General features: G+C 59.4%; 20 protein-coding genes. 2 read left to right on the top strand and 18 right to left on the bottom strand.

From position 1 onward, the window contains the following. Positions 1 to 73 precede the first annotated feature (73 nt). The 14 genes from phnN to phnG form a co-directional block, all read right to left on the bottom strand. Entirely contained in the window at positions 74 to 670 is a 597-nt protein-coding gene (gene phnN / locus BLU28_RS04070; RefSeq protein WP_035206549.1) for a phosphonate metabolism protein/1,5-bisphosphokinase (PRPP-forming) PhnN, read from the bottom strand. Continuing rightward, positions 667 to 1,803, bottom strand: coding sequence for an alpha-D-ribose 1-methylphosphonate 5-triphosphate diphosphatase (locus tag BLU28_RS04065; RefSeq protein ID WP_006699787.1), 1,137 nt, complete (start codon positions 1,801 to 1,803; stop codon positions 667 to 669). The genes phnN and BLU28_RS04065 overlap by 4 nt, the downstream gene beginning before the upstream one ends. Beyond that, on the bottom strand, positions 1,800 to 2,489 hold the full coding sequence (locus BLU28_RS04060; RefSeq protein ID WP_077986805.1) for a DUF1045 domain-containing protein: 690 nt from the start codon (positions 2,487 to 2,489) through the stop codon (positions 1,800 to 1,802). Before BLU28_RS04060 ends, BLU28_RS04065 begins: the two co-directional genes overlap by 4 nt. A 283-nt stretch (positions 2,490 to 2,772) precedes the next feature. Further along, complete coding sequence (gene phnE, locus BLU28_RS04055) at positions 2,773 to 4,122, bottom strand: phosphonate ABC transporter, permease protein PhnE (protein WP_077986543.1); 1,350 nt, start codon at positions 4,120 to 4,122, stop codon at positions 2,773 to 2,775. After that, the gene (gene phnE, locus BLU28_RS04050) at positions 4,122 to 5,108 is read right to left on the bottom strand and encodes a phosphonate ABC transporter, permease protein PhnE (RefSeq protein WP_004439242.1); all 987 of its coding nucleotides are present in this window, start codon (positions 5,106 to 5,108) and stop codon (positions 4,122 to 4,124) included. The genes phnE (BLU28_RS04055) and phnE (BLU28_RS04050) overlap by 1 nt, the downstream gene beginning before the upstream one ends. A gap of 70 nt (positions 5,109 to 5,178) precedes the next feature. Continuing rightward, positions 5,179 to 6,084, bottom strand: a complete 906-nt coding sequence (gene phnD, locus BLU28_RS04045; protein WP_004439243.1) for a phosphonate ABC transporter substrate-binding protein — start codon at positions 6,082 to 6,084, stop codon at positions 5,179 to 5,181. An 86-nt stretch (positions 6,085 to 6,170) separates the two neighbouring features. Next, positions 6,171 to 7,031 carry a phosphonate ABC transporter ATP-binding protein gene (phnC, locus tag BLU28_RS04040; protein WP_006699785.1) on the bottom strand — a complete coding sequence of 287 codons (861 nt, stop codon included), beginning with the start codon at positions 7,029 to 7,031 and terminating at the stop codon, positions 6,171 to 6,173. Between the two features lie 215 nt (positions 7,032 to 7,246). Then, a complete protein-coding gene (locus BLU28_RS04035; RefSeq protein WP_035206552.1) occupies positions 7,247 to 7,864 on the bottom strand; it encodes a transferase hexapeptide repeat family protein in 618 nt (205 codons plus the stop codon). Next, entirely contained in the window at positions 7,861 to 8,568 is a 708-nt protein-coding gene (phnL, locus tag BLU28_RS04030) for a phosphonate C-P lyase system protein PhnL (RefSeq protein ID WP_004439247.1), read from the bottom strand. The genes BLU28_RS04035 and phnL overlap by 4 nt, the downstream gene beginning before the upstream one ends. A gap of 4 nt (positions 8,569 to 8,572) precedes the next feature. Next, positions 8,573 to 9,349 carry a phosphonate C-P lyase system protein PhnK gene (gene phnK, locus BLU28_RS04025; RefSeq protein WP_004439249.1) on the bottom strand — a complete coding sequence of 259 codons (777 nt, stop codon included), beginning with the start codon at positions 9,347 to 9,349 and terminating at the stop codon, positions 8,573 to 8,575. Beyond that, a complete protein-coding gene (locus tag BLU28_RS04020; protein WP_077986544.1) occupies positions 9,346 to 10,248 on the bottom strand; it encodes an alpha-D-ribose 1-methylphosphonate 5-phosphate C-P-lyase PhnJ in 903 nt (300 codons plus the stop codon). The genes phnK and BLU28_RS04020 overlap by 4 nt, the downstream gene beginning before the upstream one ends. Positions 10,249 to 10,381: 133 nt before the next feature. After that, on the bottom strand, positions 10,382 to 11,491 hold the full coding sequence (locus BLU28_RS04015) for a carbon-phosphorus lyase complex subunit (RefSeq protein WP_077986545.1): 1,110 nt from the start codon (positions 11,489 to 11,491) through the stop codon (positions 10,382 to 10,384). A gap of 1 nt (position 11,492) precedes the next feature. Next, positions 11,493 to 12,101 carry a phosphonate C-P lyase system protein PhnH gene (gene phnH / locus BLU28_RS04010; RefSeq protein WP_035206557.1) on the bottom strand — a complete coding sequence of 203 codons (609 nt, stop codon included), beginning with the start codon at positions 12,099 to 12,101 and terminating at the stop codon, positions 11,493 to 11,495. Next, on the bottom strand, positions 12,101 to 12,562 hold the full coding sequence (gene phnG / locus BLU28_RS04005) for a phosphonate C-P lyase system protein PhnG (protein ID WP_004439260.1): 462 nt from the start codon (positions 12,560 to 12,562) through the stop codon (positions 12,101 to 12,103). The genes phnH and phnG overlap by 1 nt, the downstream gene beginning before the upstream one ends. 82 nt (positions 12,563 to 12,644) lie before the next feature. On the opposite strand from phnG, the gene phnF reads away from it, so the two are divergent. After that, positions 12,645 to 13,382, top strand: coding sequence for a phosphonate metabolism transcriptional regulator PhnF (gene phnF, locus BLU28_RS04000; protein WP_035206558.1), 738 nt, complete (start codon positions 12,645 to 12,647; stop codon positions 13,380 to 13,382). Between the two features lie 21 nt (positions 13,383 to 13,403). Here the strand turns inward: phnF and dapB are convergent, their stop codons facing one another. From dapB to mepA, 4 genes are all read right to left on the bottom strand, one after another. Then, positions 13,404 to 14,231 carry a 4-hydroxy-tetrahydrodipicolinate reductase gene (gene dapB, locus BLU28_RS03995; RefSeq protein WP_035206559.1) on the bottom strand — a complete coding sequence of 276 codons (828 nt, stop codon included), beginning with the start codon at positions 14,229 to 14,231 and terminating at the stop codon, positions 13,404 to 13,406. 126 nt (positions 14,232 to 14,357) lie between these two features. Continuing rightward, the gene (locus BLU28_RS03990; protein ID WP_035206560.1) at positions 14,358 to 15,380 is read right to left on the bottom strand and encodes a glucokinase; all 1,023 of its coding nucleotides are present in this window, start codon (positions 15,378 to 15,380) and stop codon (positions 14,358 to 14,360) included. 22 nt (positions 15,381 to 15,402) lie between these two features. Next, the gene (locus BLU28_RS03985; RefSeq protein ID WP_004439265.1) at positions 15,403 to 15,786 is read right to left on the bottom strand and encodes a methylglyoxal synthase; all 384 of its coding nucleotides are present in this window, start codon (positions 15,784 to 15,786) and stop codon (positions 15,403 to 15,405) included. 99 nt (positions 15,787 to 15,885) lie between these two features. Then, positions 15,886 to 16,941, bottom strand: coding sequence for a penicillin-insensitive murein endopeptidase (gene mepA / locus BLU28_RS03980; RefSeq protein WP_006699777.1), 1,056 nt, complete (start codon positions 16,939 to 16,941; stop codon positions 15,886 to 15,888). A gap of 200 nt (positions 16,942 to 17,141) precedes the next feature. Here mepA and BLU28_RS03975 point away from each other — a divergent pair, with 200 nt between their 5' ends. Beyond that, the gene (locus BLU28_RS03975) at positions 17,142 to 18,986 is read left to right on the top strand and encodes an extracellular solute-binding protein (protein WP_077986547.1); all 1,845 of its coding nucleotides are present in this window, start codon (positions 17,142 to 17,144) and stop codon (positions 18,984 to 18,986) included. The last annotated feature ends 112 nt before the right edge of the window (positions 18,987 to 19,098 follow it).

The raw sequence follows: 19,098 nt of genomic DNA, 5'->3' as shown, positions 1-19,098 counted from the left end.
GTACCATGTTTGGAAATTGTCGCCTGATGGTAAGCCTCGCGCACCCGTTTGTCGAGCAGCGCGGCCGGGGATTTTATATACGGTTGCGGACGCTTTGCTCCAGAAGCTCCATCATTGTTCTTCCCGCATCTTCGATCGCGCCGCTGTTGTCCACAGTGATGACGTCAAAATCGCCGTCGACACAGAGAGCACTACGTTCCAGCCGTCGCAGGATATCGTCGCGGCTCTCCCGTCCTCGCTGTTCCAGCCTTCGTGCCAGAACCTCCGGTCGCGCCACGATATTCACGACCTTCAGGCGGGAAAATGCAATGCCGAACTGAGGCAGGGCCGACCGGGAACCGTTGGCGATAACGACGTCCCCGGCGTCCAGCTGACGATAGACAGCGGCCGGAATGCCATATTTCAGCCCATGCGCCTGCCAGGAGACTGCGAAAGCGCCTTCACTCTCAAGCCGGTTGAATTCCTGCATGGAAACTGCGTCGTGGTTTTCACCGCCCGCGTCGCCACTGCGGGTAATGACGCGGCGGGTGAAGTGAAAGCCCGGCCGGCCGGACAGCTGCATTGCCGCATAATCCATCAGCGTATCTTTGCCGGCCCCGCTGGGGCCGACAATGACGATCATGGTTCCGGGCGATCCCTCGCGCCGGCTATCTTGTCCGTCGCCGGTCATGCCACGCGCTTGCCCTGACGCCAGACGGAACGTGCCACGGGAACGCCATCTTCGCGGTGAACCCGGACCAGATCGGCCCGCAGACCGCCGGCTATGCGGCCGCGGTCATGAAGACCAACGGTCCGTGCCGGTGTGGCGGTGACCATACGCAGAGCTTCCGGCAGCGTGATGGCTTCCACCTGATCGGCAAGCAGGAACGGCGCGAAGAGCAGGCTGAAGGGCACGTAGTCGGAAGAGAGAACATCCAGAACACCAATTTCGGCCAGATCGCGGGCGGCGATGTTGCCGGAATGGGATTTGCCGCGAACGATGTTCGGGGCGCCCATCAAGACACTCATGCCGGCGCTGTGCGAAGCTTTTGCCGCCTCGACGCTGGTGGGAAATTCCGCCAGCTTCACGCCGTGACCAATCGCTTCGCCGACATGCGCTTCGGTTGCATCGTCGTGGCTCGCAACGGTGATTCCACGCTCGGCGCAGCGGGCAGCCAGATAATCACGATGTTTGGCGGAATATTCCGCCGATGCCGCCTGCCTGCGCCGCACGAATTCGGCGAACGCCTCGTCGCTCAGACCGCGCTTCTTCTGATAATAGAAAATATACTGATCCATCGACTGGAACTGGCGCTGGCCCGGGGAATGATCCATCAGCGAAATCAGCCGCACGCGCGGATCGGTTTCGAAATCTTCAAAATGCTCCAGCACATCGGCGGAAGCGACCTCACAGCGCAGATGCAGCAGGTGGTCCGAGCGCAGGCGGTTCTGATCCGCCGCCGCCTCGATGGCGTCAGCCATTTCCCGCATTTCACCTTTTTTGAAACCACCGTCTTCATCTGAGCCAAGTCGCAGGCAATCGAATACGGTGGTGATGCCGGAGGCCGCCACCTGTGCGTCATGGGCCTGAATGGCGGCAATCTTGTCCCAGATGACACCGGGGCGCGGCGAATAATGCTGCTCGAGATGGTCGGTATGCAGTTCCACCAGGCCGGGAATCAGGAAATCGCCTTCAAGATCTTCTCCGGTCTTGGAGGCGCCTTCGCTGATATCGGCGATCTTGCCGTCGCGGATCAGAACGGAGCCCAGAATAATATCGTCTTCCAGAACGATACGGGCGTTGGAAAGGGCGTGCTCAGTCATGGTGTCGCATCTTCCTTTGGCTGCTGGCCAAGCGGGTGCCAGCTGTGAACGGTGAAGGGGGCGCCGCGCGTTTCTTCAATGAACAGGGCGAGGCCGGAAACGGTGAGGGGTTTGTCGGTGAATTCGGCAAATCGTGCGGAGAGAAGCTCACGCACGGCGGGCTGTTCGCTTTCGTCGATCCGGCCGGTCAGCGTCATGTGAAAACGGAAATCATCCATGACATGCGGATAGCCCCAGAGCGAAAGATTTTCCCGCTGGCTTTCGGTCAGCATCTGCGGCCGGCGGCGGGCAATATCTGTTTCGGACAGGGGGGCGCGGAACCGGTCGAAATGATCCACGATCTCCGCTGCAAAGTCTTGCAGCGGCTGGTAAATGCGATCCGGCACCAGGGCGAAGAATGGCCCGAGTGCACCAACCACGATACGCGGAATGTCAAAGGCCGGCTGGCTTGCAGCAAAGTCCGCGACGGCCGCCAGCAGCTCTGCTTCGCTGTATTTCTCGGACAGCTCGAAAGGCGCTTTCAGGGTTGCGTGGAAGCCATAACGGCGGGGCTCTTCCGTCATCTCCGCATAGTGGGCATGGTCATCATGCAGTCTGCCGGAAAACGCGTTTCGTCCAAGCCAGCGGGATGCCGTTTCGGTCAGAGGATGATCTTTAGCCGGAGAAAAATAGATGGCATAGCGCACGGCAAGCACTCTTCGGTGTCATGGAAAACCAGGGATGAGAAGCTATTTGGCGTGACTCGCCCGCCTCCCGCAAGGTCAGGAGTGCGAAGTAATCTCTTTCCGTGACAGAATGATGATGCTGATGGAAAAAAGCGCGTCCGGAACCTCATAGAGGTTAAGGGTGCGCTTGAGGATAAGTTAGCCCTACGGACGCGGAACGGAGAAAGGATCAGTCGCTTCTCCTGATGTGCGGGGCGGGATGACGAACGCTTGCGGCGTCACGTGAAGTCCCGCCTTGCCGGATTTAATGATGCGTTTTTCCGATGAGACGCGAACGCAGCGAGTTAGAAATGTGGTCGAACAGGAAAACGACGAACAGGATCAGCAGGACCATATAGGCCACCTTGTCCCAGTCGGCATTGGTGCCCATCGCTTCCAGCAGTTTCAGGCCGATACCCCCGGCTCCCACCGCACCGATGATGGTGGCGGACCGGGTGTTGCTCTCCCAGAAATAGAGTGACTGTGAAATAAACACCGGCAGAACCTGTGGCAGCACGCCGAAGCGATTGACGGCAATCGGGGAGGCGCCGACCGATTTGACACCCTCGCGCTGCTTGTCGTCGACATTCTCCAGCGCCTCGGCATAGACCTTTCCGAGCGCGCCGGTATCGGTGAAGAAGATCGCGGCAATGCCGGGGATCGGTCCGGGGCCGAAGCTGCGGGTGAAGAACAGTGCCCAGATGAGCATGTCGATCGAGCGCAGAAAATCGAAAAGGCGCTTCATGCCCCAGTTCGCCGCCCTGTTCGCGGTGATGTTGCGTGCGGCGATAAAGGCGAGCGGCAGGGCAACGACGGTGCCGAAAAGCGTACCCACGAAAGCCATGACCAGCGTTTGCATCAGCTTGGACAGGATGTCGGCGTGTTGCCAGACACTGTTGTCGAGAAAATCATCGACCATATGGCCGAGATTGGAGCGCGCGGGATCGAGCCTCTCTCCCCAGAGAGCGAGAGCGGCAAGCTCGCCATAACCCTTGCCCCAGAATTCCGATTTCGTATCGAACAGGAAGTTCGCCCATCCAAAGAAACGGCGCTGCACATAAACCTGACTGGTGCGGATTTCCGCCTGACCGGCGAAGCCGTAATGCACCAGCACCTTCTTGCCGTCCTGCTGGATTTCGGCAGGCAGCCCCTGTGGTGCAACAGCGCCGTCGTCGTTGATCGTGACGGGATAGTTCTTGCCGTCGACATAGACATCCACGCGGGTTGGCGTCACATCGAGGCGGTTATCCGAACCCGCATAAACAACGTTGTAACCGCCATCGGGCAGGGGTTGCAGCCAGTCGATCTTCGCATCGACCGGATATTGACCGCGGCTCGACCATTGCGGTTCAACCTTGCCGGCTTCGAAACGGAGGCGCGGTTGGGCGCGCCAGGAATACCAGTCCTGGATGTAGCTGGAGGCGCGATCCCATCGGCCCTGCATGAAAGCCGGACCAACATTGAAGAGGAAAAAGCAGCCGACGAGATAGGCGGTGACGGCAAGAAGTCCGACAAGCAGACCATATCGCTGCATGAAACTGCGGTTGAATACCTCAGGATGCGCAGCCGTCAGCCTCTCGCGCTCGGCAGTGTTGAGAATGAAGCTGGAAGACATCAGGCCGCTCCCCGTCCGAATTCGAAGGATTGATGGCCGATCAGCCTGCGGCGCAGCCAGCCGGAAAACTGATCGACGGCGATGATGGTGATCAGCAGCAGAATGATGATGGCATAGGTCTTCGACGCATGATCATTGCCGATGGACAGCCGGAACACTTCGCCGATGCCGCCCCCGCCCACGGCGCCGATGATGGTGGAGGCGCGCACGTTGATTTCGGCGCGCAACAGCGCATAAGAAACGAAATTTGGCAGCACCTGCGGCACGATGGCGAAACGCACCCGCTCCAGCCAGTTGGCACCGGCGGCGCGCAGGCCTTCATCCGGCTTCATGTCGGCATTTTCCACCACTTCGAAGAAGAGCTTGCCGAGAGCGCCGATGGTATGGACCGAGATTGCGATGATCGCCGCGATCGGACCGATCGACAGAATGGCTGTCAAAAGCCCGGCGACGACGATTTCAGGAAAGGCGCGCAGCACTTCCATCACCCGGCGCACCAACCAGCGCACAAGGCCGGCGCCAACGAGATTGGTGGAGGCGAAGAAGCAGAGCACGAAGGCGAAGCCCGTGCCGATGATTGTCGAGACCAGCGCAATATTGAGCGTGATGATCAGCTGGTAGATGAAGTGCGGGATATAGAAACCGCTGGTGATGTAAACGCGATCCGCGACATAGTTGTATTTCAGCGAACCGTCCGCATAGGGCGACGGCAGGTCGAACATGGCCCGGAAGATTTCCAGCGGGCTATCGGGTACGAAGGTCTTCATGAAATCGAAGAAATAGGGCAGGCGCTCGAAAAATTTGCCTGAATTGGCCGCATTGGCGAAATTCAGGGACGCGGCAAGGATGACGAGAAAGATCACGAGCGAAATGACGGTATAGATTCGCCGAGTCGCAAGCTGCTGTTGATAATGACGCATGACCGTCTGGGACGATGCGCTCAATCCTTCTGGCGAGAAGGTACCATGGTGCAGTGTGGTCGCCATGCCGCTTTTCCTTTATTTGCAAAAGCGGCGGCGCCGCAAGGCACCGCCGCTTCCGGATATGATCTGAGGATCAGCCGCCGATAACCGACTTACGGGCGTCGATGATCGTCTGGTAGAAAGACGGATCGACCTTGATGTAGGCGGTGTTCTTGCCCTGGGTGAAGCCCTGGAAGCAGGCGAGGTCCTTCTTCGGCAGTTCCATGAAGAAGTTTTCGACCTTCTGCTTCATCGCGTCGCCGAGCTTGTTGGTGACCATCAGCGGGCCGTTCGGGATCAGTGGCGACTTCCAGACTTCGACGATATCGTCCATGTCAAGGTTGCCCTTCTTGACCATCTGGTAGAGGTTGCCGGCCGTGTAGCCTTCTTCCCACTTGCCCACGCCCGAACCAAAGGTGGTGCCGACATCGAACTTCTTGTCGAGAACGGCGAGAACGAGGTTCTCATGGCCGCCGCCAAAGCCGGTTTCGGAGAAGTATTCCTTGACCGGAACGCCGGTTTCCTTCGGAATAGCGACGTTCGGAACGAGGAAGCCGGAGGTGGAATCGGGGTCCGCGAAGCCGATCTTCTTGCCCTTGGCATCAGCCAGCGTCTTGATGCCGCTGTCCTTGCGGGCAACCATGATCGTGTAGTAACCGGTCGAGCCGTCAGCGCCGGCGGTGGTCAGAATCGGATCAACGGCCTTCGGATCGGCCAGGGCGATCTTGGCGTAGGAAGAAGCGCCCATGGAGGCGATGTCGATGGTGCCGCCGAGCAGACCCTGGATGACGCCGTTATAGTCCGGCGATGGGAAGATCTGAACTTCGGAAACGCCGGTCGCGGCCTTCAGGCCGTCGGCTACGCACTTCGTGTTGCGGATCTGGTCCGCTTCGTTTTCGGAACCGTCGAGACCGATGCGCAGGACCTTGACGTCCTGGGCCATGGCGGAACCGGCCAGAACGCCAAGGGCGACTGCCGAAAGAAGGATTTTCTTCAACATGGACTTTCTCCTGTTTCCCGGCAAGCCGGAGTTTGTTGTGAACCATCGGCCCTTGACGCGGGCGCAAACGATGCTGGGCGGTTCCCTCAGAGCCCGGCGAGAGCGAGCGGTTCGGGACCGGCAGATTGCTGCACCGGACGCGCGGCAAGCTGCGCGCCGGGAATATTGATGCTGGTCGAGGTCATGGTCTCGTCGATGCCGGATCCCTGAGAATCGGTTCCGTAAATCTCAGTAACGGCTGCGGCCGTCAGTTCGGCGGGCGTTCCGTCGAAAACGACGCGGCCCTGAGACATGCCGATGATGCGTTCGCAATAGTTGCGCGCGGTATCCAGCGTGTGCAGGTTGGTAATGACGGTGATACCTTCACGCTCATTGATGTCGCGCAGCGCGTCCATCACGATCTTGGCGTTCAGCGGGTCGAGCGAGGCGATCGGCTCGTCGGCAAGGACCATCTTCGGAGACTGCATCAGGGCGCGGGCTATGGCGACGCGCTGCTGCTGACCGCCGGAAAGCGTACCGGCCGCCTGCATGGCCACATGCTCGATGCCGAGCCGCTCCAGCGCGGCGATGGCCATCAGGCGCTCTTCATGTGTGAAGATATTAAAAAGGCTCAATGCCGTGGAACGGTGGTTGAGGCGTCCAAGCATGACATTGGTGAGCACGTCGAGGCGCGGAACAAGATTGAATTGCTGGAAGATCATGGCGCAGTCGCGCTGCCAGTTGCGCAGTGCAGCCCCCTTCAGCGACGAGACTTCCGTGTCATTGAAATAAATGGAACCCGAGGACGGATCGACGAGGCGGTTGATCATGCGCAGCAGCGTCGACTTGCCGGCGCCTGAACGTCCAATCACGCCGACCATCTGGCCCTGCGGAATTTCGACATTCACGGAATCGACCGCGGTGTGATTGCCGAAACGGCGCGTGACTTGCTTCAGGTGAAAGCTCATTTCCCCGTCCAATCTTCTTTTGACGGGGTTCGGCGTAACAGCGGTGCGTGAAGTGCGAATGTCAGTTTGATGAAGAAAATATTACAAAGAGCTCAAGTGTTGCGGCCGCATGTTTGCCGGCGAATGTCTGGGAACCGGCCCGCCGCGTCTTCAGGACACCAAACTGAAAAAGCAAACCCCGGGAACTTCCCGGGGTCGATCAGGTCCGTAATGTTTCAGCCGCGATATTTTATGATGAAATCCTCGGCCGCCATGCTGCGAAAATCATCGAGCGCGTCGCGCAGTCTTCTGTGATCCCAATCCCACCAGCGGAGGTCATCCATCTGCCGGCCCAGTTCTGCGGGGAAACGCTCCCGGATCAGTCTTGCGGGTACACCTCCCACGATGGTGTAGGGCGCTACGTCCCTCGAGACGACAGCACCTGCTCCGATCACCGCGCCGTTTCCAACGGCGACCCCAGGCAGGATGGTGGCGCCGTGGCCGATCCAAACATCGTGACCGATCACAACGCGTCTGGCGCGGCGAGCGGCAAAAAAATCGGTCTCGTCTTCCGCATCGTCCCAGTAATTGCGCGCGCGATAGGTGAAATGATGCAAGGTCGCCCGCTGCATGGGATGATTGGTGGCATTGATGCGGACGGAGGCAGCGATGTTGACGAATTTGCCGATGGTCGCGCACCAGATGGCGCCGTCCTGCATGACATAGGAATAGTCGCCCATCTCGACCTCCTCGATCCGGCAGCGCTCCGAAATTTCGGTGTAGCGGCCGATCGCGCTGTTGGTGACGCGGGCGGTTTCGTGGATGACGGGCTCAAGGCCGACCTTCACACTCATGCTGCAGCCTTCCGCGGAGAAAACTGCGAAACGTCGAGAATGCGGTCGGCCACGGCTTCCCGCACTTCTTCATCATGAAAGATGCCGAGCAGTGCCGTGCCCTTTTCCTTTTTCTCCCTGATCATCTCGACGACGACACGCCGGTTGGTGGCATCAAGGGAAGCAGTTGGCTCGTCGAGGAGCAGGATCGCATGATCGGTGATGAAGCCGCGGGCGATGTTGACGCGCTGTTGTTCACCACCTGAGAAAGTGGCGGGCGGCAACGACCACAATTCGCGCGGCAGGTTAAGTTTCGAAAGCAGAGCGGCCGCCTGCTCACGTGCCTCTTCAGTGGCAATCCTGCGCGCCAGAAGCGGTTCGGCAACAACGTCTATGGCGGCGACGCGGGGCACCGTGCGCAGGAATTGGCTGACATAACCGATGGTGCGATGGCGAATGTCGAGGATCGTGCGAGGGGAAGCGCTGCCGATGTCGACAACTTCACCCTCATGGCGGATCAGAATCTGTCCGCTGTCTATGGCATAGTTGCCATAGAGCATCTTCAGGATCGAGCTCTTGCCGATGCCGGAGGGCCCGCCGAGCACGACGCATTCGCCGCTGCAGACAGAGAAATTGACATCGCGGACGACAGGCAGTTCGATGCCGTCGCGAAGATGCATGGTGAAGCTTTTGAAGACTTCCGAAACGATGAGAGGCGTCGGCATGGCGTCAAACCTGCAAGATGGAGGAAACAAGCAATTGCGTATAGGGCTCGCGCGGATCGTCCAGCACCCGGTCGGTCAGGCCGTGCTCGATGACGTCGCCGCCCTTCATCACCATCATGCGGTGAGACAGCAGCCGGGCTACCGCGAGGTCGTGGGTGACGACGACGACGGCGAGGCCGAGATCGTTGACGAGGCCACGCACAAGATCAAGCAGACGCGCCTGCACGGACACATCGAGACCACCTGTTGGCTCATCCATGAAAACCAGGCGCGGCGAGGTGACGAGATTGCGGGCGATCTGCAAACGCTGGCGCATGCCGCCTGAGAAGGCGCGCGGCTGATCATCGATACGGTCGGTGCCGATTTCCACCCTCTCCAGCCATTCGCTGGCAGATTGCCTGATATTCCCGTAATGCCGGTTGCCAACTGCCATCAGCCGCTCGCCGACGTTTGCACCGGCCGAAACCGCCATTCGCAACCCGTCTGCCGGGTTCTGATGCACGAAGCCCCAGTCGGTGCGCATCAGGAAACGCCGTTCGGCCTCACCCATATGGTAGAGATCGCGCATAGAGCCGTCGCGCATGCGATATTCCACGCTGCCTGCCGTTGGCATCAGCCGGGTGGAAATGCAGTTGAGGAGCGTGGTTTTGCCGGAACCGGATTCGCCGACTATGGCGAGAACTTCACCTGGATAAAGTTCGAAAGAGACATTGCGGCAACCGGCTCGGTCACCGTAATATTTTGAAACGTCACGGACTTTGAGAAGCGGTGCGTCGCTCATTCTGCGGCCTCCTTCACATCCGCCAGCATATGGCCCTTGTGGCCATGGGCGCGGCGGTCCTCGCAATGATCGGTATCGGAGCAGACGAACATCCGTCCGCCTCTGTCATCAAGCACCACCTCGTCGAGATAGACATTTTCTGCGCCGCACAGCGCGCAGGGCTTGTCGAAGCGCTGGATTTCAAAAGGATGATCCTCGAAATCGAGGCTGACGACGTCGGTGTAGGGCGGTACGGCATAGATGCGCTTCTCGCGCCCGGCGCCGAACAGCTGCAACGCGTCCGACATGTGCATTTTCGGGTTGTCGAATTTCGGGGTTGGCGATGGATCCATCACATAACGCCCGGCCACCTTCACCGGATAGGCGTATGTGGTGGAGATGCGGCCGTTGCGGGCAATGTCCTCATAGAGCTTGACGTGCATCAGGCCATATTCCTCCAGCGCGTGCATGACACGCGTTTCGGTGTCGCGCGGCTCGAGGAAACGCAACGGCTCGGGAATGGGTACCTGATAGACAAGCACCTGGCCCGAATGCAGTTCCTCTTCCGGAATGCGGTGCCGCGTCTGGATGATGGTGGCATCCTTCGTTCGGGTCGTGACGGCAACATTAGACACCTTCTGGAAGAAGGCGCGGATGGAAACCGCATTGGTCGTGTCATCGGCTCCCTGGTCGATTACCTTCAGCACGTCGTGGGGGCCAAGAATGGAGGCGGTCAATTGCACACCGCCCGTGCCCCAGCCATAGGGCATGGGCATTTCACGGGAAGCGAAGGGAACCTGATAACCCGGAATCGCGATGGCTTTCAGGATTGCCCGGCGGATCATCCGCTTGGTCTGTTCGTCCAGATAGGCGAAGTTGTAGGCAGCCAGTCCGTCGTCAAATGAAACTTCTTCAAGCATTGCGCGTTAGCCTTGTGAAAAAAGGAGTACAAGCTCATGGAGATTGGAATTCTTGTAGCCGTGTTCTTTGCTGTCTTTGCAGCAACGACCGTCTTTTGTGCTTACTGGTTCGGCGAGCAGCACAGCCGCTGAGTCATTCGGCCGCATCGCCCATCCATTCCGCGCCAGTCGCGTTCGTCGCTTCGAAATCAGCACGCATTTTTCGGACGAGCCCGAGTTCAGCCTGGAAATCCACGTAATGCGGCAGTTTCAGATGTTCGACAAAGCCAGTTGCCTGCACGTTGTCGGCGTGTGAGATGACAAATTCTTCGTCCTGCGCTGGCGCTACGACATCTTCGCCGAATTCGCCGGCGCGTAGTGCACGGTCGACCAGCGACATCGCCATCGCCTTGCGCTCGCTCTGACCAAACACCAAGCCATAACCTCGCGTGAATTGCGGAGGGGCCTTGGACGAACCCTTGAACTGGTTCACCATCTGGCATTCGGTAACCTGGATATCGCCCAATGAGACCGCGAAGCCAAGTTCCGGCACGTCTAGCTGGATTTCAACTTCACCGATGCGAATCTCGCCGACAAAAGGATGTGTCCGGCCGTAGCCGCGCTGCGTGGAGTAAGCGAGCGCCAGAAGAAAACCCTCATCGCCGCGTGCCAGTGATTGCAGGCGCAGATCGCGCGACATCGGGAATTCCATCGGTTCCCGCGTCAGGTCACCGGCAATATGGTCGTCCGGCAATTCGCCATCGCTTTCGATCAGCCCTTCCTGGGCGAGAATATCGGAAACGCGCATGACATGTTCCGGCTCGCTATCCCGCTGGGTTGCTGCTTCGACCGTTTGGTCTTCGAGAAGGGAGGGGTCGAGCAGGCGGTGGGTATAATCGAAGGTCGGCCCCAGCAATTGTCCGCCCGGCAGGTCCTTGTAAGTCGCGGAAACGCGCCGCCTCACCGTCATATCCGCTGTGTCCACCGGTACCGAGTAACCGAAGCGCGGCAGCGTGGTGCGGTAGGCACGCAGCAGAAAGATGGCTTCGATCATGTCGCCGCGCGCCTGCTTGATGGCAAGGGCCGCGAGCGACTGATCGTAGAGAGACGCTTCCGCCATCACCCTGTCGACAGCGAGTGAAAGCTGTGAAACGATCTGCGCGACCGTCATGGCCGGCAGGTCCCGGTCTCCGCGCCGCTTGTCGGCCAGAAGCCGGTGGGCATTGGCGATGGCGGTTTCACCGCCTTTGACAGCAACATACATCTTATGACTCCACGAGTTTGATGCGCGTCGTGCGCGGCAGGCAGACGAATTTATCGCCAGCCGTCAGGATCACGTCGACGCCGCGCGGGAAGAAGGCGTTGTTCTCCGCCCAGAGCCTCGGGAATATGTCGGGCAGACCGGAAGGACTGATCACGTTGACGTGGCGGATGCCAGGGCCGGAAAGCTGCAATTCCCGACCGCCATCGAGATCAGGCAACTCGATGATGAGCGTGGTGGAACGGTCGGGATATTCCTGGCTTCCCAGAGCGAAGAGACCGAAGGACGAAACGGCGCTGCCGGCCTCGAAGACCGCGAAATGTGCCGTGCCCTTTTCTTCTGTCGCAGCTGCGCCAGTGTGAAAACCGATCCAGCCGGGGACCGCGGTTTTTCGTAGTGCACCGCTTAGCCAGACCGGAGTGTCATGGTCACAGAGCGCCAGCAGAACCGCTCCGGTCGCCGCGGCAAGCGGCAGCGGCGGAAAGACTGCTGTTTCGACCGCCTGTGTGGTGCCCGGACGGGCCATGCCGTCCATCAGTTTTTTGAAAACCCGTTGGGAATCGAAGACGGCGTTGGAGAAACCGCCCGTCAGTGCTTCGGCCTTGACACCCATCAATCTTCTCCTCGAACCATGGTAAAGAAATCGACCCGTGTGGCGGCAGTCTCTTTCATTGTCCGCTCTTTCTCTGCGGTCAGCCTTTTTTCGAGAGGCGAGAGAAGCTCGGTCTCGATGAAATCCCGTGTCGGGCTTTCCTGCCAGAGCGCATCGAAAACGGCGGCGTACCAGGCTTTTTTGCGACCGGTGCCGAGAACATGCGCATGACCCACGGTGCCGGAGGCCAACTTGATCGTCGCCCGGGTGACTGTCGTTTCACCGAGGTTGAAAGGAGCGCCGCCACCGCCGATCCGGCCCTTGACCATCACCAGCCCGGTTTCCGGCCCGCGTACGGTTTCCGTTTTGGGGTTCTCACCCTGGCGGTTCCAAGCCGTTTCAAGTTCCTGAACCGTGGCGCGGGCAAGAAGCGCTGCCGCTCTTTTTCTGCCTGCGTGTATGTCTGCCGTATCGTTCGTCATCGCTTGACCTCTAATGTCTATTGATATAGACAAATATACAATATAAGCTATAAGTAATGGCGATGAATGACAAGCGTGTGACATGAGCCCTTCGGCAACGATGAAAAGAAAGAATGGAGTGGCGCTCTGGCGGCAGATTGCCGACCGGATCAGAGGCGAAATCGCCGCTGGTGATCACGACGAAACCGGAATGTTACCGCCAGAAATGACATTGGCGCAAAAATTCGGCGTCAACCGCCATACTGTCCGGAGTGCCATTGCCGCACTGGCGAGCGAGGGCATACTCGAGCCGATGCAGGGACGCGGCACGATCATCGCCCGCAAGGAGCGTTTGAGCTTTCCGATATCGCTACGCACGCGCTTCACGGCTGGCATCGGCGATCAGGTAAGGGAAATGGAGGCGCTGCTGCTTTCCCACATCACCGAGCCAGCCAATGCCGATCTGGCGGCGCGATTGCAATTGCCGCTGGGTGCGCCGCTCATACGTCTCGAAACGCTCCGCAAGGCGGACACTCGCCCGGTCTCCCGCTCGACCACGTGGTTTCCCGCCGACCGTTTTGCCGGAATAGGAGAGGCTTATCAGAAAAGTGGCTCCATTACGGCTGCGTTCAAGATGCTTGGCGTGGCTGACTACGTGCGCATTTCGACCGTCATTTCCGCTAGTCACGCGGATACGCGCGATCTCGCCGATCTCGAGTTGTCACCAGGCGCCATCCTGCTGATAACACAGGCACTGAACGCAGATATGGACGGCGTGCCGGTGCAATACGCCATCAGCCGCTTTTCGGCCGATACGGTCGAATTCACGGTGGAAAACTAAGGTCAAAATCGAGGTGGAAGACTATTCCGCCTGCGACAACCCCAGCACATCCAGCATCGAATAGAAACCGGGCTTCTTGTCGAAGGCCCAGACCGCTGCCGTGATTGCGCCGCGCGCGAAGATGGAGCGGTCGCCAGCGTAATGGGAAAGTTCGACGCGCTCGCCTTCGCCGGCGAAGATGACAGAATGTTCACCGATCACCGAACCACCGCGCAGTGTGGCAAAGCCGATGGTTCCGGTCTCGCGCGCCCCGGTATGGCCGTCACGCACACGAACGGATGACGTGGAAAGATCGACGTTGCGGCCGGCGGCGGCGGCTTCGCCCAGCAGCAGCGCTGTGCCGGAAGGTGCATCCACCTTGTGCTTGTGGTGCATTTCCAGGATTTCAATATCCCAGGTCTGCGCATCCAGCGCCTGCGCCGCCTGCTGCGTCAAGACGCTGAGCAGGTTGACACCGAGGCTCATATTGCCCGACTTGACGATGCGGGCATGGCGCGACGCCGCCTTGAATTTTTCCTCATCTTCCGGCGCGCAGCCCGTGGTGCCGATGACATGCACGATGCGGGCCTGTGCAGCGAGACCGGCAAAGGTGACGCTGGTTGCCGATGAAGTGAAGTCGATCACCCCTTCGGCGTGGAGAAATGCCTGCAGCGGATCGCTGGTGATTTCGACGCCGATGGGGCCGAGACCGGCAATCTCCCCGGCATCGCGGCCCACAAAGGCCGAACCCTCGCGCGCGACCGCAGCATGCAGCTGAACGCCCGGCGTCTGGTGAATGAGGCGGATCAACGCCTGTCCCATGCGGCCCGCCGCGCCGACCACCACCAGTTTCATGCCGCTGCTGCCCATGCTGTCACTCACTTCTCATGTCGGGCGGATCGGAACCCGCCGGTATCGGATGTTTGATGTGTTCCGCATTGACGTTAAAGACCGTCCGCCCGCTTCGCAAGCATCACGTCGTAACGGTTCGGGCGATCAGACCCTCCAGCGCCGCCCGTCCAGCGCCAGGCCGAAATCGGAAGGTGTTCTCGCATAGGTGGCGAGGCCGGAAAGGGCCGCCTGCGGGTGGGTGACGACGAAGGTGGGGATGGTCCGCATCAGCGCGCTGTGCGGCGCCTTGTCTTCAAAGGCGGTCCGGAATTCCGGGCTCTTGAGCGCCGGAATGATCTTCTGCGAAATGCCGCCCGCGAGATAAACGCCGCCCTTGGCCATGAAGATAAGCGCGAGGTCGCCCGCCACGCGGCCGAGATAGGTGCTGAAAAGCGAAAGCGTTTCTTTGGCCTGTGCATTCTCGCCCGTGAGCCCCTGCGCGGTAATATCGGCCGGATCGGAAAAGACGGCTTCGATGCCATCGGCCTTGCAGACGGCGCGGTAAAGATTGACCAGCCCGCGCCCGCACAGAATCTGTTCGCCAGCGACGCGACCTTCGATGGTTTCGATATGCGGGAAAACCGCGTAGTCACGCGCGCTTCTCGGGCCGATATCGATATGGCCGCCTTCGCCCGGAACCGGAAACCACATATGGCGCGCATAAACCAGGCCGGCCACACCAAGTCCCGTGCCCGGTCCAAGAACGACGCGGGAGGCCAGCACGTCTTTTTTGCCGGAGCCGATGGCGTCGCGGTTGTTGTCGTCCAGAGCCGCAATCGCGAGCGCCTGCGCCTCGAAGTCATTGATGACGATGACGTCCTTCAGGCCGAGATTGGCGAGCATTCCCTTCGGCTTGACGACCCAATGGCAGTTGGTGAGCGGTATCTCGTCACCTTCGATCGGGCCGGCAATGGCAAGAATGGTCGAGACGGGCTGAAGCGAGGTCTTGTCCAGAACAGCCTGCTGGATGGCGTCGTCAATGGTTGGGTATTCCGCCGTCTTCACCGTCGTGAGGTGCACGGGCTCCGCAAAGGAATCGATCAGGATGGAAAAGCGGGCATTGGTGCCGCCGATGTCGCCAAGAAGGATTGGAAAGGACAGATATTCGGTATCGGACGTCTTCGGCATTGCCTGTTCCATGGTGAGAGGGTCAGTTGGCGACGTGGAAGTCGATGAGATTTTCTGCGGTGGCGCGGTTGAGCGCCATGGGAATATCATAGACCGTGGCAAGCCTCGTCAAAGCCTTCACGTCGACATCATGCGGCATTGCCGTCAGTGGATCGGTGAAGAAGATCAGCATGTCCACTTGGCCAGTGGCGATCATCGCGCCGATCTGCTGGTCGCCGCCGAGAGGGCCGCTTTTGAGGCGAATGACTTCAAGCCCGGGGCAGGCTTCCTGCACCCGTCCACCGGTGGTACCGGTTGCGACAATCTTGAAATTGGCAAGCGCCTTCTGGTGATGACGGGCGAAATCCGCCATATCGTCCTTTTTCTCGTCGTGAGCGATGAGCGCGATACAGCGTTGTCCTTCCATGGTCCCAGCCCGTCCCCGTAGAATTAAATCGATTTGAAGCCTTCTATAACAGCTTGCCGCCATTTGAAAAGGGAAGCTGTTGAATGCCTCATTTCTGTTTCAGTTCAATGTCGGGCGCTGGGTCGGAAGTGGAATATCCGAAGGCGGCTGCAGGGCGGGGGCCGCCTGAATGACCTGTTCCACGCTTTGCTGGCGCACGGCGTGGGTCGGCGAAGTTGAATAAGCCTGGGCTGCAATCCCCTCGGGGTTGGCGGAAGGAGCGGCGGCCACGGCGGCGCAGGCAGCGGGCAGGTCGGAAACCATGACGGGACGCGGTTTCACCGGCTTGGCATTGGGGTCCTTTTTCGGCGGCGCCCATGGCTCCTTGGTGAACCACCAGGCAAGAGACTTGTCGCAGCCATCGCCCTTGCCGACGGCGGCCTGCGGCTTGCAGTTCGGCGCGCCGGGCGGGCATTCGAGACGGATGTGGAAATGCTCGTCATGGCCGTAGATCGGCCTGATCTTGCCCATGAAGGTGCGATCGCCGGTCCAGGTCTGGCAGAGCTTCTGCTTGATCGCCGGGTTGACGAAAACACGCTCCACCTGCGGGTAACTTGCCGCCATCATCACCAGCCGTGCATTCAGCGGCGACCACTTGCGGTCGTCAACCGTCAGGAACTTGCTCTTGTCCAGCATGGAGATAAAGGGCACCGTTTCGCGCTGTTCGACAGTGAGCCGAGGCGTGGGCATGGGCCGCCACCAGACATCTACATCGAGGCCGATCTGGTGCGAGGCATGACCTGTCAGCATCGGACCGCCGCGCGGCTGGGAAATGTCGCCGAGCAGCAGGCCCGGCCAGCCGATTTTCTGGGCGTCCTGCGAAAATTGCTCAAGGAAGGAAATCAGCTGCGGCTGGCCCCAGCGCCGGTTGCGCGAAAGGCGCATGGCCTGCCAACCGGGACCATCCGTTGGCATGGCGACTGCGCCGGACTGGCAACCTTTGGCATAGGAGCCGATCGGCTGGGATGCTGCGGCGGAAGGCAGCGCCATGTGGCCGAACACTTCTTTTGCGGGCCTGTCTTCGGCCGATGCGGTTTCGATCTGCAACTGCAGCGACGAGACGACCGACATCGCCAGCACGGTCGCCTTGAAAATTCTCGATGATCCCGCCGTCATATAGCCGTGCCCGTCCGATCAGTTGATTCTCTTGCCCCTAGAATAAACTGGAACGGGATTTTGTTAAAACCATGTTTCGCTTGGCCCTTCAGGGCGGGATAACGACGCTGATAAAGAGCTTGTGAGACAGCGCATCTGTTTTTTGCCAATGTTTCTTTTATGCTCTCCGCAACAGGCACAAAAACAGGGACATTGACCCGATGATATTGGCACCACTGAAATCCCGACTTCTTATCGCCCTTATGGCGTCCGCCCTCCTGATGCCGGCGGCGGCTTCCGCCCAGTCGGGCGATGTCTGGCGAAAGGGGATTTCGACGGTCGGGGAGCTGAAGCATCCCGATGGATTTGACCATTTCGATTATGTAAACACCAATGCACCAAAAGGCGGCACGTTGCGCCTCTCCACATCGGGCACCTTCGATACGCTGAACCCGCTGCTGGCGAAGGGCGAGGCGGCGACGGGCCTTTCGCTCGTCTTCGATACGCTGATGAAATCGACGGAAGAGGAACTGTCGGCCTCTTATGGTTTGCTGGCCGAAGGCGTCAGCTATCCCGAGGATATCTCCAAAGCGACGTTCCGCCTGCGTCAGGATGCCAAGTGGGCGGATGGTAAGCCTGTGACGCCTGAGGATGTCGTGTTCAGCTTCGAAAAAGCCAAGGACCTGAGCCCGCAGCTTGCGACCTATTACACCCACGTCACCAAGGCGGAGGTGAGCGGCGACAGGGACATCACCTTCACCTTCGATGAAAAGAACAATCGCGAGCTGCCGCAGATCGTCGGTCAATTGCTGATCGTTCCCAAGCACTGGTGGGAGGGCGCGGGCCCGGACGGCAAACCGCGTGACATATCGCGCGGCACGCTGGAGCCTGTGATGGGTTCCGGCCCCTACAAGATCGCTGCCGTCGCCCCCGGATCGACCATCACTTATGAACGCCGTGACGATTATTGGGGCAAGGACGTTAACGTAAATGTCGGGATGAACAACTTTAAAGCCATCGCCTACACCTTTTTTGCCGATCAGGACGTGGAATTCCAGGCGTTTAAATCGGGCACGATCGATTTCGCGCGGGAGGCTTCCTCCAGCCGCTGGGTCACGGGTTATGATTTTCCCGCCGTCAAAGACGGTCGGGTCAAAAAGGAGGAGCTGCCGAACATCTACCGTTCCGTCGGCATCATGCAGGCCTTTGTGCCGAACATGCGGCGGGAAAAGTTCCAGAACCCGAAACTGCGCAAGGCGCTGAACTATGCCTTCGATTTTGAGGAACTCAACCGCACGCTGGCTTACGGTCAGTTCCAGCGTATCAACAGCTTCTTCATGGGCAGCGAACTGGCTTCGTCAGGCCTGCCGACGGGTCGCGAACTGGAGCTGCTTCAGGAGCTCAAGGATCAGGTTCCACGTGAGGTCTTCACGACGGAATACAAGAATCCGGTGGCGGGCGATCCGGCCAAGCAACGCGACAATCTGCGCGAAGCCGTCAGGCTGATGAAGGAGGCGGGATATGAACTGCGCGGCAATCGCATGGTCAATGCGAAAACCGGCCAGCAACTCGATATGGAATTCCTGATTGATTCCGCCGGCATGGAACGAACAATCCTTCCTTATGTCCAGAGTCTGAAGAAAATCGGCATCAACGCGACCATCCGCACAGTCGATGCCTCGCAATTCACCAACCGCACCCGCAGCTTCGATTACGACATTATCGTCAAGCTCTGGGCGACGTCGGCCAATCCGGGTAACGAGCAAGCCGATTACTGGGGTTCGGCGGCTGCTGATCGTCAGGGATCGAACAACCTCGCCGGCATCAAGAACCCGGCCGTCGATGCTTTGGTGCGCAAAGTCATTTTTGCGCCCAATCGCGATGAGCAGGTCGCTGCTGCCCGGGCGCTCGACCGGGTGCTGCTCGCCAACAGCTATGTCATTCCGCAATTCTACCGCGGCGAGCTGTTCATCGCCTATTGGAACACGATTGTCCGCCCGGAAAACCTGCCTGAATATGGCATCGGTTTTCCTGAAGCCTGGTGGTCCAGCCAAGCCGGAAAATGACGCCGGCCTTGCTTTCGCGATCAAGGCTTGATTCACATAGGCCGAGACGAATCGCTTGAAATGCGCGTGACGCCGCTTTGAGGAAAGGACCGGGCTTGACCGAGACGAAAAT

The sequence above is a fragment of the Agrobacterium pusense genome, from assembly GCF_900102105.1.
Taxonomy (GTDB): domain Bacteria; phylum Pseudomonadota; class Alphaproteobacteria; order Rhizobiales; family Rhizobiaceae; genus Agrobacterium; species Agrobacterium pusense.
The sequence above is the reverse complement of the archived record's forward strand: the minus strand, read 5'-3'. Positions and strand labels throughout refer to the sequence as shown.

Coding starts and splice junctions, on each gene's coding strand:
- phnN (WP_035206549.1), bottom strand. CDS start 670: ATGACCGGCGACGGACAAGATAGCCGGCGCGAGGGATCGCCCGGAACC.
- BLU28_RS04065 (WP_006699787.1), bottom strand. CDS start 1,803: ATGACTGAGCACGCCCTTTCCAACGCCCGTATCGTTCTGGAAGACGAT.
- phnE (WP_077986543.1), bottom strand. CDS start 4,122: ATGTCTTCCAGCTTCATTCTCAACACTGCCGAGCGCGAGAGGCTGACG.
- phnE (WP_004439242.1), bottom strand. CDS start 5,108: ATGGCGACCACACTGCACCATGGTACCTTCTCGCCAGAAGGATTGAGC.
- phnD (WP_004439243.1), bottom strand. CDS start 6,084: ATGTTGAAGAAAATCCTTCTTTCGGCAGTCGCCCTTGGCGTTCTGGCC.
- phnC (WP_006699785.1), bottom strand. CDS start 7,031: ATGAGCTTTCACCTGAAGCAAGTCACGCGCCGTTTCGGCAATCACACC.
- BLU28_RS04035 (WP_035206552.1), bottom strand. CDS start 7,864: ATGAGTGTGAAGGTCGGCCTTGAGCCCGTCATCCACGAAACCGCCCGC.
- phnL (WP_004439247.1), bottom strand. CDS start 8,568: ATGCCGACGCCTCTCATCGTTTCGGAAGTCTTCAAAAGCTTCACCATG.
- phnK (WP_004439249.1), bottom strand. CDS start 9,349: ATGAGCGACGCACCGCTTCTCAAAGTCCGTGACGTTTCAAAATATTAC.
- BLU28_RS04020 (WP_077986544.1), bottom strand. CDS start 10,248: ATGCTTGAAGAAGTTTCATTTGACGACGGACTGGCTGCCTACAACTTC.
- BLU28_RS04015 (WP_077986545.1), bottom strand. CDS start 11,491: ATGTATGTTGCTGTCAAAGGCGGTGAAACCGCCATCGCCAATGCCCAC.
- phnH (WP_035206557.1), bottom strand. CDS start 12,101: ATGGGTGTCAAGGCCGAAGCACTGACGGGCGGTTTCTCCAACGCCGTC.
- phnG (WP_004439260.1), bottom strand. CDS start 12,562: ATGACGAACGATACGGCAGACATACACGCAGGCAGAAAAAGAGCGGCA.
- phnF (WP_035206558.1), top strand. CDS start 12,645: ATGAGCCCTTCGGCAACGATGAAAAGAAAGAATGGAGTGGCGCTCTGG.
- dapB (WP_035206559.1), bottom strand. CDS start 14,231: ATGGGCAGCAGCGGCATGAAACTGGTGGTGGTCGGCGCGGCGGGCCGC.
- BLU28_RS03990 (WP_035206560.1), bottom strand. CDS start 15,380: ATGCCGAAGACGTCCGATACCGAATATCTGTCCTTTCCAATCCTTCTT.
- BLU28_RS03985 (WP_004439265.1), bottom strand. CDS start 15,786: ATGGAAGGACAACGCTGTATCGCGCTCATCGCTCACGACGAGAAAAAG.
- mepA (WP_006699777.1), bottom strand. CDS start 16,941: ATGACGGCGGGATCATCGAGAATTTTCAAGGCGACCGTGCTGGCGATG.
- BLU28_RS03975 (WP_077986547.1), top strand. CDS start 17,142: ATGATATTGGCACCACTGAAATCCCGACTTCTTATCGCCCTTATGGCG.